This window comes from Leptospira broomii serovar Hurstbridge str. 5399 (assembly GCF_000243715.2).
GTDB classification, from domain to species: domain Bacteria; phylum Spirochaetota; class Leptospiria; order Leptospirales; family Leptospiraceae; genus Leptospira_B; species Leptospira_B broomii.
The window spans coordinates 293,950-309,190 of record NZ_AHMO02000004.1 but is presented as its reverse complement, the minus strand read 5'-3'; the positions used below and the strand labels follow the sequence as shown (position 1 = coordinate 309,190).

Annotated in this window: 11 protein-coding genes and 1 tRNA gene; 7 read left to right on the top strand and 5 right to left on the bottom strand. The window is 43.8% G+C overall.

All coding sequences use genetic code 11. The annotated features are described in order from the left end of the window. Nucleotides 1-17: 17 nt before the first annotated feature. Both LEP1GSC050_RS01560 and LEP1GSC050_RS01555 read left to right on the top strand, forming a co-directional pair. A complete protein-coding gene (locus tag LEP1GSC050_RS01560) occupies nucleotides 18-1,034 on the top strand; it encodes a M23 family metallopeptidase (protein WP_010569311.1) in 1,017 nt (338 codons plus the stop codon). A gap of 73 nt (nucleotides 1,035-1,107) precedes the next feature. Then, the gene (locus tag LEP1GSC050_RS01555) at nucleotides 1,108-2,070 is read left to right on the top strand and encodes a prolipoprotein diacylglyceryl transferase (protein WP_010569310.1); all 963 of its coding nucleotides are present in this window, start codon (nucleotides 1,108-1,110) and stop codon (nucleotides 2,068-2,070) included. A gap of 94 nt (nucleotides 2,071-2,164) precedes the next feature. On the opposite strand, the gene LEP1GSC050_RS01550 is transcribed toward LEP1GSC050_RS01555, so the two are convergent. Then, on the bottom strand, nucleotides 2,165-3,586 hold the full coding sequence (locus LEP1GSC050_RS01550; protein WP_010569309.1) for a protein-disulfide reductase DsbD family protein: 1,422 nt from the start codon (nucleotides 3,584-3,586) through the stop codon (nucleotides 2,165-2,167). 237 nt (nucleotides 3,587-3,823) lie between these two features. On the opposite strand from LEP1GSC050_RS01550, the gene LEP1GSC050_RS01545 reads away from it, so the two are divergent. Next, entirely contained in the window at nucleotides 3,824-4,585 is a 762-nt protein-coding gene (locus tag LEP1GSC050_RS01545) for a hypothetical protein (RefSeq protein WP_020986930.1), read from the top strand. Between the two features lie 123 nt (nucleotides 4,586-4,708). On the opposite strand, the gene glnA is transcribed toward LEP1GSC050_RS01545, so the two are convergent. Then, a complete protein-coding gene (gene glnA / locus LEP1GSC050_RS01540; protein WP_010569307.1) occupies nucleotides 4,709-6,130 on the bottom strand; it encodes a type I glutamate--ammonia ligase in 1,422 nt (473 codons plus the stop codon). A 320-nt stretch (nucleotides 6,131-6,450) separates the two neighbouring features. Between glnA and LEP1GSC050_RS01535 the strand changes: the two genes are divergently transcribed. The 3 genes from LEP1GSC050_RS01535 to LEP1GSC050_RS01525 all read left to right on the top strand — a co-directional run bounded on the left by LEP1GSC050_RS01535 (nucleotide 6,451) and on the right by LEP1GSC050_RS01525 (nucleotide 8,229). After that, the gene (locus tag LEP1GSC050_RS01535) at nucleotides 6,451-7,701 is read left to right on the top strand and encodes a hypothetical protein (protein WP_010569306.1); all 1,251 of its coding nucleotides are present in this window, start codon (nucleotides 6,451-6,453) and stop codon (nucleotides 7,699-7,701) included. A gap of 134 nt (nucleotides 7,702-7,835) precedes the next feature. Then, a tRNA-Met gene (locus LEP1GSC050_RS01530) sits at nucleotides 7,836-7,909 on the top strand. Nucleotides 7,910-7,929: 20 nt separating this feature from the next. Then, the gene (locus LEP1GSC050_RS01525) at nucleotides 7,930-8,229 is read left to right on the top strand and encodes a Cys-rich protein (RefSeq protein WP_010569305.1); all 300 of its coding nucleotides are present in this window, start codon (nucleotides 7,930-7,932) and stop codon (nucleotides 8,227-8,229) included. A 344-nt stretch (nucleotides 8,230-8,573) separates the two neighbouring features. On the opposite strand, the gene thiH is transcribed toward LEP1GSC050_RS01525, so the two are convergent. From thiH to LEP1GSC050_RS01510, 3 genes are read right to left on the bottom strand one after another with little or no spacing between them, the layout of a single operon-like run. After that, the gene (gene thiH, locus LEP1GSC050_RS01520) at nucleotides 8,574-9,692 is read right to left on the bottom strand and encodes a 2-iminoacetate synthase ThiH (RefSeq protein ID WP_010569304.1); all 1,119 of its coding nucleotides are present in this window, start codon (nucleotides 9,690-9,692) and stop codon (nucleotides 8,574-8,576) included. Continuing rightward, nucleotides 9,673-10,488, bottom strand: a complete 816-nt coding sequence (locus LEP1GSC050_RS01515; RefSeq protein ID WP_010569303.1) for a thiazole synthase — start codon at nucleotides 10,486-10,488, stop codon at nucleotides 9,673-9,675. The genes thiH and LEP1GSC050_RS01515 overlap by 20 nt, the downstream gene beginning before the upstream one ends. Before the next feature lie 6 nt (nucleotides 10,489-10,494). Beyond that, nucleotides 10,495-13,278: a chromosome segregation SMC family protein gene (locus LEP1GSC050_RS01510; RefSeq protein WP_010569302.1), complete on the bottom strand. Its 2,784-nt coding sequence runs from the start codon at nucleotides 13,276-13,278 to the stop codon at nucleotides 10,495-10,497. 75 nt (nucleotides 13,279-13,353) lie between these two features. Between LEP1GSC050_RS01510 and LEP1GSC050_RS01505 the strand changes: the two genes are divergently transcribed. After that, on the top strand, nucleotides 13,354-15,183 hold the full coding sequence (locus LEP1GSC050_RS01505; protein ID WP_010569301.1) for a motility associated factor glycosyltransferase family protein: 1,830 nt from the start codon (nucleotides 13,354-13,356) through the stop codon (nucleotides 15,181-15,183). Nucleotides 15,184-15,241 lie beyond the last annotated feature (58 nt).

Sequence of the window (15,241 nt, the reverse complement as noted above, 5' to 3'; positions counted from 1 at the left end):
CCTGCAAGTAAAAATCTATGAACACAGAGGCAAAGTTCGAAGACCAACCGAGTTACCGTGAACGATTGAAAATATCCTATCTTCGCGCATGCTCAAGTTGGGCTCGAATCCGGGAAAAAGGTTCCAGAAAAATTTCTTTTCTCTTAGTTCCTCACGATCACGAAGCTGTTTTCAATTTGGAAGTGAGCGTCTTTATGGCGATCTTCTTAGCCGCTCTTAGTGTCGCACTCTTCCTTCTCGCTGCAGCATTTGTCATTTATATGAACTTCTTTTTCGAGCCGGACCGGGAGCTGATTAGAAAAACCGATAATAATGTAGGCTTATTTTTATACTATGATTCTCTTTTGCAGGATGCAAAGAAAGAAATTTCCGGACTTGAACGTAAAACCGAGCAATTGAATTTAGTGGCTTGGGACGAAGTTCCCTGGAAGAGAATACTGACCTTTGACTATGTTCCTGAATTCAGTTTAAAAAAAGACGTACCGGAATCTTCGACTAACATGGATTTGTATCAGGACACCGTCGAAGGTTTTGCAGAGCGCAATATCGAACTCTTTAAAATTAAACATGCATTTCAAAATGCCTTTGATTATTTGGAAGAAAGGGAGTCTATCTTGTATTCTATGCCGAGAGGGCGCCCTCTAAAACCCGGAGTCGGCTTTGTGACTTCCACTTTCGGCGGTCGCGTGGATCCTTTCGGACTCGTGCAATTAGGAGAGTTCCATTCAGGAATCGACTTTGCTGCTGGAGAAGGAACTCCGATTTATGCGACCGCTCCCGGAATCATCGCGGATAATGGACAGTCTGCGGGCGGCCTTGGAAGAAGTATTAGAATCAATCACTTAAACGGTTTTTATACCGTGTATGGACATTGCTCTCAGGTTCTCGTCGAGAAAGACCAGGTCGTAAATCGAGGGGATCTGATCGGTCTCGTAGGTTCCACCGGTAAGGCAACGGGACCTCACGTTCATTACGAAGTTCATATCGGATACGATCCTCCTATGGATCCTGCCGAGTTCGTGAACATGGAATAATACGATAAAATCCCCGAAATCCCTCCCGTTTTGGGGAACAAAATACTAGGGAAGAAGATCCAAAGTAGGAAACATGTTCGAAGTTATCCCCGTTCCAAAATGGCTCATGAACTTTGTTCAAGAGTATATAAGCAGAGACTGGCATGGATTGTCCACGTTCAGTCTTTTAGTCGTAATGGCCTTTTTAGCGGCTTCCTATCTTTTACCTAAAGAATTAGAACGTAAAGGATTAGAACCGGAGCATGCCGATTGGCTTTTAATCCTTGGCGTTATCGGTACTCTGGTAGGAGCAAAAATCTTCTTTATTTTTGAAATTTGGGATCAGGTATTCGTGGATACCCCCGGTTTTGACGGTAAGTATCTTTACCCCTTAACCCATTATAATGGCTTTCCCGGACGTCCCGGGCTTTGGAGCAGTCTTTTCTCCGGAAGCGGGCTTGTCTTTTACGGAGGATTTTTATTCGGAATTCTCTTCGTGACTCTTTATATTCTCAGACACGGTTTGGATGTTAAATCCTATCTAGACGCCTCGGTTCCGAGCATGGCATTAGGCTACGCAATTGGTCGCTTGGGATGTTTTGTATCCGGCGACGGTTGCTATGGATTTGCGACCGATGTCCGAATTCCACTGCTCGTTTTCAATTACGACGGAGCTCATCCTTCCGGAGTACCTGTCTGGAATACTCCGATCATAGAATCCGTCGTATCGTTAGGTTTTTTTGCTTACTTCCAAGGTTGGGCGAGATTTCAAAACTTCCGTAAATTCAGTATTGGCGCACAGTATTTAATTCTTCATGGACTGGCAAGATTAGGGGTGGAATTTCTTAGAGTAAATAAAGCGGTAATTCCTTTCATCGATCCGCCGAAATTGGTGAATATTCCGACAGCGGACGGAAATCCTGAATTTCTAACCGGATATTATTGGCATGGTTTTTCTCAATCCCAATACGTGTCTATCGCGCTCATTCTCGTCGGAATTTACTTCATTGTTAAATGGCGACTCTGGGAAAAAGAAACTCCTCAAGCATCGACGTAAACGATTCCATTTTTCGGCCGTAAGTCTCTCTCTCAGTCGACGTTATTTTGATCCGAGAAAGAGACTACAGAGAACCTTCCCAGTTCAACGCAGGTTAGTTGGTATTGTAATTTTCGATTTTGGCTTGAACGGACTCTCCGTAAATTGTTCGAATCATATCCGAAGTATTAAGATAATTATTCGTTTTAAATAGGACCCGACCGTCCGGCGAGAAAATTACGAAGAAAGGCAGACCGATTTTCAATTCGGGAAATCTAAGATCTTGTTCGAAATTTTGAAAGTCTTTATCATCATCTTTTATTTTTAAAAGGACCGCGTGATTCAAAGCTTTATTCAATTCGGGATCCGAAAGCGTTAGCTCTTCGAACTCTTTGCAATTCGTGCACCAATCGGCATAAAAATCCACGAAGACTGGACGCGCTTCCGATTTTGCTACTTCAAAAGCGACTTGGGAAGTTCGATGCCAGCCTAAATTCCCGTGTTGCTCGATAAGATTTTCCTTATAAATATCGGATGCAGTTCCCCAGCCGACCAATCGTATAAATAATGCGATGCACGCGACTAAACCGGTTAACAGTAACGCTTTTTTAGTTCGTTCGATCTTATGAAGATTTTTATTTTGATAAAAATAACCGGTTAGAAAAATTCCTATTCCGGCGATTAATATCGAGGCGCTAATATGATTCTGAATCCCCCAGAGGTTCATCGCTTTTATATAATATAGCCACGCGAAATAAAAAACTAAAAGCCCGAGCGAAATTTGAATCCACTTTAACCATTTCCCCGATTTTGGAAGATGCAGACCAAAAACGCCTATCATCAGAAATGGAAGCCCCAAACCCATGCCGAAGAGAGTCATCTTAACGGAAGCTAACGCAAGGGAGGAAATTGAAACGGAACCGACTCCGGCTGTCACTTGGATTAGTATCGCAACAACCACAGGTCCGACACAGGGCGATGATAAAAAGCCGGCGCCCATTCCCAAGAGAAAAGTTCCTTTCCAACCTTGGTAGCCTTTCACGTTATTCGAATAACGCCCCGGTAAATGAAGTAGATTAATCGAAGCAAGGGCCAAGAGAAAAATTAAAATCGATAAAATTAGATTGGTTACGGGAAAACGAAGAATCGTATTGAAAGCCCCGCCGGTCAAGCCGGCAAGAATTCCGAAGCAAAGATACATAAAGGAAAGGCCTATATAGTACAGAAGCGGATGTAGAATTTTGCTCTCCGTAGATTGCCCCCGGCTCTGGATAATTCCGACAGTGATAGGATAGAGAGGGTAAACGCAAGGGAGTAAGCTCGCAAATAATCCGCCCGCGACTAGGAATACGGCGCTAAAGACCGAGAAAGAACTACCGCCAATTCCGCTCTCTATCCATCGATTTAGTGACTGCACCGCATTCGACGAAATAGAACCCTCCGCCCAAAGTTGCAACGGGGCAAGAATGACCAGGATAGCGGCGATTACGTTGACTTGGCGGAAGCCGAGGTTTTTTATTATCGAAGGTCTTTGCATGTGCTGTATGTTTTAGACCGGAAATCGGCTAGAATATTCTCGAAAATGAGAAAGAACCGCTTTGATTGCTCTCCACCTAATTACAAGGACGGGTCTCAAGGGTCAATTCAGAATCCTGCCACCTTAGCATCGATTTTCGGAACGTTGTTCTTTTGACGTCGAAAGACGAGGGAGTGGATAGGAAAAGTCGCTAATTTACGTTTCTGGACCCGTCCAAAATTGCCGATAGAAATTCTGATGAAGGAAAAATTCCCCCGGGTACGATCGATAGGAGTCATTCTGACGCTTGTGCTCGTATTTTCAGGCAATCCTTCCCTAATCTCGGTTCCGGTTTCTATCAGCACTGAACCGGATCTGGACTATAACTACGAATACGAAAAGAACGGCGTTTATACGAAATTCTCCGATTGGGTCCCTTACAAACTTCACAAATGGGAACCTAAATTCTTGGAGGACTATTACGAGTTATATGGTCTAAAATTGCATTATAAAGAAAATGAACTTCGTCGAAATATCTTCTTCTTAAAAGCAGGTTTGAATCGGCGGTTTCGCCATCCTAGAAACGCTCTTTGCCCGGTAAAAAACGAAGAGGAATATCATAAGTATCGCCTTCTTCTATTCATGCATATCAATCTCCAAATTATGAGATCTTATATGAGGATTGCGTCCCAATTCGATAAAAGGCATCTCTACTTCTATAACCTGGACTTTGCTCACGAACTTAAACAATCATTCGAAGTCGCGGACGGCTTCTATAAGGAGGCGATTCCTTATTGGGAAAATGCACTCAAATATGCTGACGAGGCCTCCGAAAATGATTCGGATCTCGACCTCGGAACGATGGAAACCGAGCGTTTTGAAATAATAACGGGAAAATTGGACTTTGGAAAAATCATTTCAGATCATCGAAGTCGATTGACGAAAAAACGCGAAACCGTAAGCGAATATCTGACTAAGTATCCGAATGCGGATAAGCCGAACCTGGATCAAATTCCGTAAATACTAAATGAGATCAGAACCGGTCAGCAGAAAAAAAAGGTCTGCAAAGACAAAAGCTAGTTCAAAATAAAAAACCCCGAGTTGTTATGCTCGGGGTTTTCCATTTCTACCTGTGTCTGCTAATTAGCAAGAATACGTAGTTAGGAACTCGAACGGATGCGGACGCCCTTCCCAAGGCCAAATCTCGGTTTCAAATTTGTAAGCCTTGTACGTCTGAATGAATTCTTCGGTAAAGACGCTTCCTTTTTTGAAAATTTCCTTTCCGGCTAGCATATGCTCGATCGCTTCTCTTAACGTATGAGGCATTTGCTGAATTCCCTTCTCGCGAATTTCATCGAGAGTCAATTCAAACAAGTCCTCTTCCCGAGGCGGCCCCGGATCGATCTTGTTCTGAATTCCGTCCAAACCCGCCATCAACATTGCGGAGAATGCTAGGTAAGGATTTGCGGAAGAATCCGGGAAACGGAACTCTACGCGTTTGGCTTTTTCGCCGCTCACGAAAGGGATACGTGCGCAAGCCGAACGGTTTTGAGCTGAATATGCCAAAATCGCCGGCGCTTCGAAACCTGGTAATAAGCGCTTATAGGAATTGGTAGAAGCATTCGTAAAAGCAGCGACTGTCTTTCCGTGCTTCAATACTCCGCCGGTGTAATGTAGAGCGATTTCGCTGAGTCCTTGATAACCGTTACCTGCGAATAGGTTCTTACCGCCTTTCCAAATGGATTGATGGCAGTGCATACCGTTCCCGTTATCTCCGTAAAGAGGTTTCGGCATAAAGGTAGCGGTCTTTCCCCATTTGTGAGCCACGTTTTTCACGACGTATTTCAACTTTTGAACGTTATCCGCAGCTTCAATCAGGGTTCCGAATTTAACTCCGATTTCTCCTTGTGCTTGCGCGACCTCGTGGTGGACCACGAAAGTTTCCATTCCGATTTTATGCAGAGTTTTAACGATGTCTGCACGAAGATCTACTTGAGAATCGACCGGGGCAACGGGAAAATAACCGCCTTTCGTTCCAGGGCGGTGACCGGTGTTGATTGAACCGGGCATATCGGTATGAGAATTCCAGATACCTTCCGATGACTCTAATTCATAATATTGAATATTGATGGCATCGCGAACTTTCAATCCGTCAAAAATGAAAAATTCGTTTTCCGGTCCGAAATAAACGGTGTCGCCGATTCCGCTCGATTGCAGATATTTGACCGCATTCTTAGCAATGGAACGAGGGCATTTTTCGTAAGCTTGGTTTTTATAAATATCCCATACATCGCAAATCACTACCAAGGTAGCATCTGCCGTAAATGGATCGAGGAAGATCGAAGTTGGATCCGGAATCAATTGCATATCCGATTTGTCAATCGGTTGCCATGCGGGAATTGAGCTACCATCAAACGGAAGCCCTTTTAGAGTATCTTCTCCCACTGAATCAACGTGGTAGGATACATGATGCCAGGCACCCTTAATGTCCGTGAACCGGAAGTCGTAAAAAAGAATGTTATTCGCTTTAGCGTAAGCGATCACCTCTGCGGCGTTTTTAGCCATTGATATGTGTCTCCTATGTTTTTCTACTAGGGGTCTCTAATTCACACGCCTAGAGCGTGGTCATCAAGAAGTATGCAAAACGCGTGCCAATTCGCAATTTGCTTTTCCTAGTCATCCGAGTCTTCTTCCCGAAACCGTAACTAAAGAAAGGAAAGCTCTTCCTGCTCAGGCTAAAAATCCTTGAAGCGGAGGCAATCAGGAAAAAACTCCACATCAATGGATTCACTGGAATTTTCAAGAGCCCAAACTCGCTCTCCTTTTAATTTATACCTGTACCGAACCGGTACACTCCGCTCAAATCGTACTCAAGGGTCGGCTGTATGAGAAATGAGGTAATTTGGCCGAGCCCTGGCGACCTGCATATTCCGGAATCAAAAGAGAATTCGAATGAATTCTACCGCCAAAGCCAATATTGGACGGCTTTGCTGGATTGGGGAATTGCAAACGGCGCTAACGAATATTCCTTTTTACCCGTAGGAACGGAGCGCTGGATAGAGAAATCGGAAATCGAGCGATTTCCGATTTCGGTAAATCGGGCGGAACTCAATTCGAAACAAAAACCTTCATTTCTTCTTCCGCCTATTTTACACGGGGATCGATTAATCTTGTGGATCGACGCCCCAGGAAGCACGGCCGAAGCCTTCTTTCAGACCCTGAAAGAATTGCAACGACTCCGTCAGCAAGCCGAAGAAATTCTAGATATAGAAATTCCGAATTATCCGACCGTAGCCTTTTCGGAAGCAATAGATTCAAGGTTCAATTCGGCACTACTTCTTTCCAACTCCTGGACTTCACAAAACAACGATTCTACTCTTTCCAAAGATCTAGTCCTACCGGAAGCTTTCCTTTTCGGTTCTTCGATTTCACAGGAAAGAGTTCTGCGTATTCAATGGAAGGAACTTAGCACATCGGATCCGCTAAGTTCTCTTGCGAGTGAATTCATTTTGGCAAGAGCATTAAGAAAATATAATCATGTTTTAAAGGCATTGGGCGAACTTAAAGAATCGACAGGAACTACTGTTCTTGAATATCGTCCCAATACGTATTTTTCATTCTCGTTTCACTTACTTATAGTTACGGCGATATGGGCGGACGCGTGGGAAAGGTTAGTTTCACTCTGGATCGAAGAACGACCGAAGGAAGATGAAGCAAAGACAAAATTGGAAACTTGGATCGGGCAACTTCCTACCGGCGAATTAGAGTCAGGAATCGAAGCCCTATTCGAAGAAAGAACGATACGATTAATCGATAAATATACCGGAAGAAGCAATCGACAATTATTGAAATTTTTGGAGGAGGAGTACCGAATCGCTTCTGCAAAAATAAAATTCCAAAGGAGAAACAGATTACGGGAACTGGACGAAACAATCCTGCCTCAGCAATTTTTACTTCGAGAAGCACATTCTAAATACGTTCCGTCCTCCTCGATTGAACTGGCCCAATGGGAAGATCTGGGAAAAATCTACGAAGAAAATCTGAAAATTCTATTTTTAGAACGAAACAGTCTTAATAAAGAATTTGTTTCAAATGACGGAAAATCCGCACAAAGTTGGAACAAGCTTATTAAATGAAGGTCCAATGAACTTGTAATCGACCCGGCTCCTTTTCCATCCCTTTTTGCACCTTGAGAAATCTTTGACAAAGAGAGGATTCAGGAAAGAATGACCGGGGAAGTCTGGAAACAGATTTCATCCCAAGGAATGACGGCGACGTAGCTCAGCCGGTTAGAGCAACGGAATCATAATCCGCAGGTCCGGGGTTCGAATCCCTGCGTCGCTAGTACATCAAAATTTACGCCTATGAATAAGACTCTCCTACTCACCCTAATTCTCTTAGTTTCAACGCTATTGGGTTCCAGCAACCTAAAAGCACAAAACCCTGCATGCGGGCAGATTTGCGATTTTTACGTAAATTGCGTTGAATCTCAAACGAAGAAAAAATTCAGCGCTGAGGAACAAACGAAGGTTTCCGCCGGATGTTTAAATACCTGTCGTAAAAATTTTCCCGCAGTCACTCAGTGTTATGAAAATCACTCGAATCAGTGTGTTCCGTTTCACGCCTGCCTCGTAAATACTTATAAATCGAAAGAAAAGAAATAGCGAAGCTTCCCGCCGATTAAGGAATGATCGGTAATTATAAAAAGCCGAGATCATTAAATTGCCTCGGCTTTTTTGTGCGGATGGCGCGGATTCAATGCGTTTAATCTGAGGATTTGCGGCGTTCGGGCCCACCCTTCCTGGGTGGGGGATGGGGGACGGTTTTACAGAAGAAATTTCTTAGCACGAAATATGCGTCCAGTCAACAATCTTGTTAAAAAAAGTGTGTGGGAACTCCTACACAAAACCCAGAAAGAAAAAGAGTTTCCAAAAAAATCAAATTATGTTAGAGAGCAGCGTCGGAGCGGGTACCACCGATCCGGCCCCCGCCCAGGAAGGGCGGGGACTCATCTCAAAAACGCCAGATCAAAATCCTTAAAGACAGGATCTAACCCTTTTGACCGTAGCATCTCTAAAATTTCCGGAATCCGTCTTTCATCTTCGATTTCAAACTGCTTCAAAGCGTCGCCTCCGGAATATCCGCCTGGATCCGTTCTAGATTCTACTGACATGTGGGTTACTACTAAACCAGCCAAGTGATCCCGCATTCTACGAGTTTCGCGTGTGGATTGAACTATCCCGGAATCAGGAAGAAATAATCTCAATGCAAATAGAAAGCGCACAAATTCTCGATCATCAATCTTAATCGTTTTATTAAAATCGCCTGCCGCTGGTCTCATTCTGGGTAAAGAAATCTGGACCGTACTTTTCCAATAGTTCTTCGATATATAGGATGCATGCTCTCCTAATTTGAACATTTCTCCATAAGGGTCCGCTAATCCAAGTAATGCGCCTAGCCCGATTCTCCTAAAACCGGCAATGCCTCCACGATCGGGAGCTTCGAGTCGATACCGCATATTTTTTTTGATACCGCGCAGATGATACTTAACGTAAATTTCCGGGTCGTAGGTTTCCTGATAAACGACGAGTCCTTCCACTCCTTCCTCGATCAATTGCGAGTATTGCGCGACGTCCATCGGGTAAATCTCGATCGAGATCGAATCAAAGTATTGTCTGAGAATTTTGACGGCGTTTTTTAAATATTCCAAATTTGTTTTGGAATATTCCTCTCCGGTCAAGAATACTAAATGTCTGATTCCTTTCGCATGTAGTATCTTTGCCTCTCGGTGAATCTCTTCCTCGTTTAACGTCTTTCTCGGAATCTTGTTCTCAAAACTGAACCCGCAATAAATGCAGGAAGACCGGCATTCGTTCGAAAGATACATAGGCATGTATAAAGATACGATATTTCCGAATCTCTTTCGAGTCCAATGTCGGGAAAGAGACGCCATTTCTTCCAAATAGCTATCCGCAGACGGAGATAAAAGCGCGAGGTATTCTTCGAACGTAACCGGACGGCCGCTGGAAGATTTGTCCAAAGCAGCCTCTACATCGTATTTCGTCTTAGATAAGACTCTCTCGGAAGCCGCGGAAAATGAGGTAGAGTCAAAGAGCTCCGTGTACATTTCGGGTTTCTTCTTCTAAAAAGCCTGTCAATGGACTCGATGCCTCCGCTGTTTTACGAAAACGCATTTTTGCCCCGCCATATTTATAGGAAATTCTACCTGCCTCGGTGGCAAGCTTAAACGCATATCCGATTTTTTTCGGATCCTTAGCGATCGCAATCGCGGTATTAACCAAGACAGCAGCTGCCCCCAATTCCATGGCTTGAGAAGCGTGAGAAGGTTCTCCCAAACCTGCGTCTACGACGACCGGAACTTTAGATTGCTCAATGATGATTTCAAGATTGGCTAGAGTTCGAATTCCCTGATTGGTTCCGATCGGCGAACCTAGGGGCATTACAGTCGCGCATCCGGCGTCCTCGAGATGTTTGCAGAGAATCGGATCCGCATTTATGTACGGTAGAACGATAAAGCCTTCTTTTACCAATATCTCGGCAGCTTTTAATGTTTCGATGGGGTCCGGTAGAAGATAGACCGGATCAGGGGTGACTTCAAGCTTTACCCAATTTCCTGCTCCTAGTTCTCGAGCAAGTCTGGCTAAGCGAACTGCCTCTTCGGCATTTCGGGCTCCGCTCGTATTCGGAAGCAATAAAACTCTTTCCCGATCTATATGCGCAAGGATATCATCCTCTTTCGATTCTAAATCAACCCTACGGAGAGCTACAGTCACGACTTCGGTTTCCGAAGACAGAATTGCCTCCTTCATAGTTTTGGCAGAAGAAAATTTTCCCGTTCCCAGAAAAAGCCGCGACCGAAAGGTTCGACCGGCGATAACCAACTCGTCGGAGTCTCCGCCCATGTCTATTTAGACCGCCTCGGAAACATTTCCGGCAAAATCTCTGGCTTGATCCAAACGAAGACTGATGATTTTCGAAATTCCAGGTTCTTCGTTGGTAACCCCGAAAATTGAATTTGCTCTGTGAATCGTAGATTGTGCGTGCGTAATCACCACAAATTGGGATTTATCTTTAAACTTATCTAGAATCTGACAAAAACGAAGTTTATTCGCTTCATCCAAAGCCGCATCGATTTCATCCAAGAAACAGAACGGAGAAGGTTTCACCATATAAATGGCAAACAACAAAGCGATTGCGGTTAAGGATTTTTCCCCGCCCGAAAGCAGGCGAAGATTTTGAACGTGCTTACCCGGAGGTTCCGCCATAATTTCGATACCCGCATTAAGACTATCCTCCCCTTCAACCAACTCGAGGATTGCACGGCCTCCGTTAAATAATGTGGAGAAAGTTTCCTGGAAATTCTCTCGAATTTTTTCGAATGTTTCTCGGAAGAGTTTCTCCGATTCTTCGTTGATGTTTTTTAAGATTTCGGCGATATCGTTTTTGGATTTCTCGATATCTTCTTTTTGTGTTCGATGGTGTTCGTAAATTTCCTTAATATTTCGATACTCTTCTATGGAAAGAGGATTGATGGAACCTAACATTTGAATTTCCGACTTAAATTTCTTAAGTTTAGATTCGTTCTCTCCGCGTTCGAAATTTTTATCCTTAAATTCGTCGTACAATTCCTGTTCTGAAATGGAATAATCGTTATATAACTCTTCCGAAAAGGACTCCAACTGGACTTTAAAAACGGAAACCGCTTTTTCTTTTTCGGTCAAGACCGGAAACAGATTCTTATAATCTTCCTGATTTTTCTGAATCTCGTTCTTCAAAGTTTGGATTTCTTTTACGATATTCCGAAGCGCTTCCTTTTCGGAATCGAGAGCTCGGCTCATTTCCAAAAATTCGTTGTATCGGTTTTCGATCTGTAATTCTAGATCCGCTACTTCCTTTTCAAACTCGGATTTCCTTATTTGAAGAGCCTTAGCCGATTCCTGAGCCGATTGGATTCTTTTTTCGGCTTCTAAAATTCTTGCAGAGATCGACTTCCCGCTTTCGATCTTGCCGTTTCGTTCCGAATTCAGCTCCAAAATTCGTTTTTCAAGATAAACGATTTTTTCCTTATTTCCTTCCACGTCCTCTCGTAAAGTTTCAATGGAAATTCCGGATTCCTTAATGGATCGAGTATGATTTTCGTTTTCCAATATAAGATCTTCGATCTCTTGATCCAAGCCTTCTTTTTGGGATAGAAATCCGTCCCGATCGAATAATAAATTCCGAAGACCGTCTTCCAGCGCAAAATAATCGGATAGTTTTTCTTGGAATTCTCCGGTATTTAAACCGGAGGCGAGAGTCAAAATTCGTACATGATTTTCCTCCGTAAAGGATATCTCCAATTCGGATTTAAGAGCTGCGCCCGTCTGGTGCAAACGACTCGCTTCTTGTAGTAAAATTTCTTTCAGTTCGCTTCTCTGAGCGTCCGATTCCTGCGCTTCTTTCTTTCGCGACTCGAGCTGGCTGATCAAATCGAAGATGACTTCTTTAAGTCGGTCCCTCAATTCCACATGACGCTTATCGTTAAGACGAATGTGAGTTTCCTTTTCCTGAATGGATAGATTCTCCTGATCGATCTTGAACTCCAACTCGGCCTTTTGCTTCTTAAGCTCCTCGATACCGACTTCTAAACTTTTGATTTCGGCTTCCAAATCCACTGCGTCTTTTTCCAAACGCTCTTTTTCGATTTGAAGAATGCTCAACGAAGCTTCCTCTCCCGTTAGAGAATCTCGTATATCCGAGATGCGATCTTGGTAATCCTGAATAATTCCTTTATTACTTTCGACCTTATCTTTTTGAATCTGAGTTTGAGTCAGGTGATCCAAAAGTCTTTTATCGATCTCGGCTACCTTCTTTTCAAGATCCGATTTTTCCGAATCCAGTAGCTCGATCCGTCCCGTTTCGACGGAGATTCTTTCCAATAAAACCTGGTTCTTTTCTTTAATTTCGCGCAGTTCCGTTTCGGACGCATTCAATTTGCGAGTCAACGTATCATATTTAATAAATCGAATGATTTTGTCGGTCTCGTCGAGAGCCTGCTTCAAACGGAAATATTCTTCCGCTCTTTCCGCCTGCTTTTCCTTGATCTCCATTTCCTTTTTCATGGTATTCATGATATCTTGGATTCGGAGTAGGTTTTGACTCGTATCCGCCAATTTCTTAAGCGCCTCTTGACGTTCCATCTTGAAGCGGGAAATTCCGGCGGCCTCCTCGAAGATCAATCTACGTTCTTCGGGTTTAGAGTGGAGAATTCGATCCACCTTTCCCTGCTCCATAATGGAGTAGCTGGACTTTCCGATACCGGTATCCATTAGGATTTTCTCAATATCCTTCCGCTGTACTCGAGAGTCGTTTATCAAGTACTCGTTAGTGGAATCCGCATAGAGCCTTCGAGTCAGCTTGATGGTAGGATAATCCATCTTAATTACTTTGGAAGAATTATCGAAGACTACGCTTACTTCGGCGTACCCCGCAGGTTTACGAGCTTCGGAACCGTGAAAGATGACATCGTCCATCTTTTCTCCCCGGAGTCCTTTGGCGGACTTTTCTCCGAACACCCACTTTAAAGCGTCTACTATATTCGATTTGCCGGAACCGTTCGGTCCTACTACGGCGGTAAATCCCGGATCGAGAATTACTTCCGTCTCGTCCGCAAACGTCTTGAATCCAACAATATTCAGGCTTTTAAGATACATGGTTTTTTTTGTTTCTTCGGGAAATTGATTGCAAGTGACCAGAATCGGGCAGACTCTGGAATGCCTAGGAGTATTATGTCTCACGATCTCCCGGAAAAAACAAGAGAAATATTCGGGAAAAAGCCCTACTTAGCGCTCTATTTCAAGGAGCCGACGCCGGAGCCTTCGCGATTCAAGCTCGTACCTGCGAAAAATCCGGGAGAAGTATTTCTCTCTCGTGACGGAAGAGCCATGGCGAGTTCCGTTTCTCCACTCACACAAGCTCTACGGCAATTGGAGAATACTAAGATTTCTGCGACTGATTTGATCGCAGTGCTCGGATTAGGAAATCCTCATCTTATTCGAGAGATACATTCAAAATTAGAACCGGGGCAGATTCTTTTACTCGTAGATAAGGAAAGAGATCTATTATTTCCGCTTTGGAACGATTGGCTTGAACCTGTCATGGACGTTCCAGGACGGCATCTTTTTTTGGGGGAAAATTCCCTCTCACTTCTTTGGAATTACGTCGAATCCCTTCCGGTTGAAAGAGTTTCGGGAATTCGAATCCTGAGAAACGCGGCCAGCATTTCTCAGGATGAACTTTTTTATGCGGAAGTGGATATGAGGCTCCGCAAAGTCCTCTCCTCGAAAATGAGCGATCTTCTGACCAAGTTTGAATTCGAAAGAATCTGGGTGAAGAATAGCCTCGTGAATACCTCCAATTTTCTTTCTTCGAATAACCCTCGTACTCGTATAGAATCCTTAAAAGCAAAATTCGCGGGAGTTCCGTCTTTACTTGTTTCCGCCGGTCCGAATCTGAGACGTCAATGCGAATGGATTCAATCCGTACGGGAGAAAGTTTTCATTCTTTCCTGCGACACCTCTCTGAAAGTATTACTAAAACATGGAATCGTCCCCGATGGAATTATGACTCTGGATGCACAAACTCATTCCATCTTCCATTTTCTGGGCGAAGATACCTCTAAAATCCCTCTCTTTGCCGATTTGGTAAGTTCTCCGCCGATCCTAAGAAACCAAAAATTTCAGTCCATAGTTCATAGTATTACGGCGAAATATATCGTGAATGCGTCCGGAGAATTAAAACGGGAGGCGACCGCTGGAAGTCATAGCGCGGAGGCTTTGCTCGGCCCGATCGGAGACGTTCAATCCGGCGGTAGTGTCGCTACGACCGCCTTCGATCTGTTGAGAGGATTGGGTTGCAGGCCGTGTTTTTTGGTAGGACAAGATCTAGCCTATTCCGGAAGAGAAATTCATTCCACGGGAACTCATCATAACGAAAAATGGCTTACCCTACTAAGCAGAAAAACTAGTTTAGAAAAAATTAATGAATCAGTAGTGAGAAAGCGGGATACCCGCTATGTGCCTTCGGTCAACGGAGGAGAAGTCCTTACGGATTATGTTCTGGATTTGTATCGGCATTGGTTTGAAGAGTCCGCCAAAACCCTTGAATTCCCCGTCTATAATGTGAATACTCAGGGAGCAAAGATCGAAAATGCGGAGAATATCGGTCCCGAACTCGCCTCCGAAATTCTAAGCGGCTTTCCGAATCACGAATATTTTTGGAGGAATTTACCGGCATGGAAATCCGAAAACCTTCTTGAAATTTTACCCGACGGTTCTCCCCAAGAATTCAGATCCGATTTATTACGAGTTATCGACACCATTAAAACCTCGTTCTCCAATCCTGAAAAGAAAGATTCGACTTACGATTCTTTGCTCAAGGAATTTAAAACCTGTTTGATCGGTTGGGAAGATTTGGGCTATTTAGTACGTAAGACGGAAGTCTACATACTTAGGCATCGAGATAGCCTCGAGGATTCCCGCAAAAAGGATCTATTTCTGGGTGCAGTTCTAAAGGAGTTCACCGGACTCAGACGCAAACTTCTAGCTGGGAAAAATTGAGCGAAAGTTCTCCTACCTTATTTCGAGTCTTATTAAAAATTATAGATATATTATATAC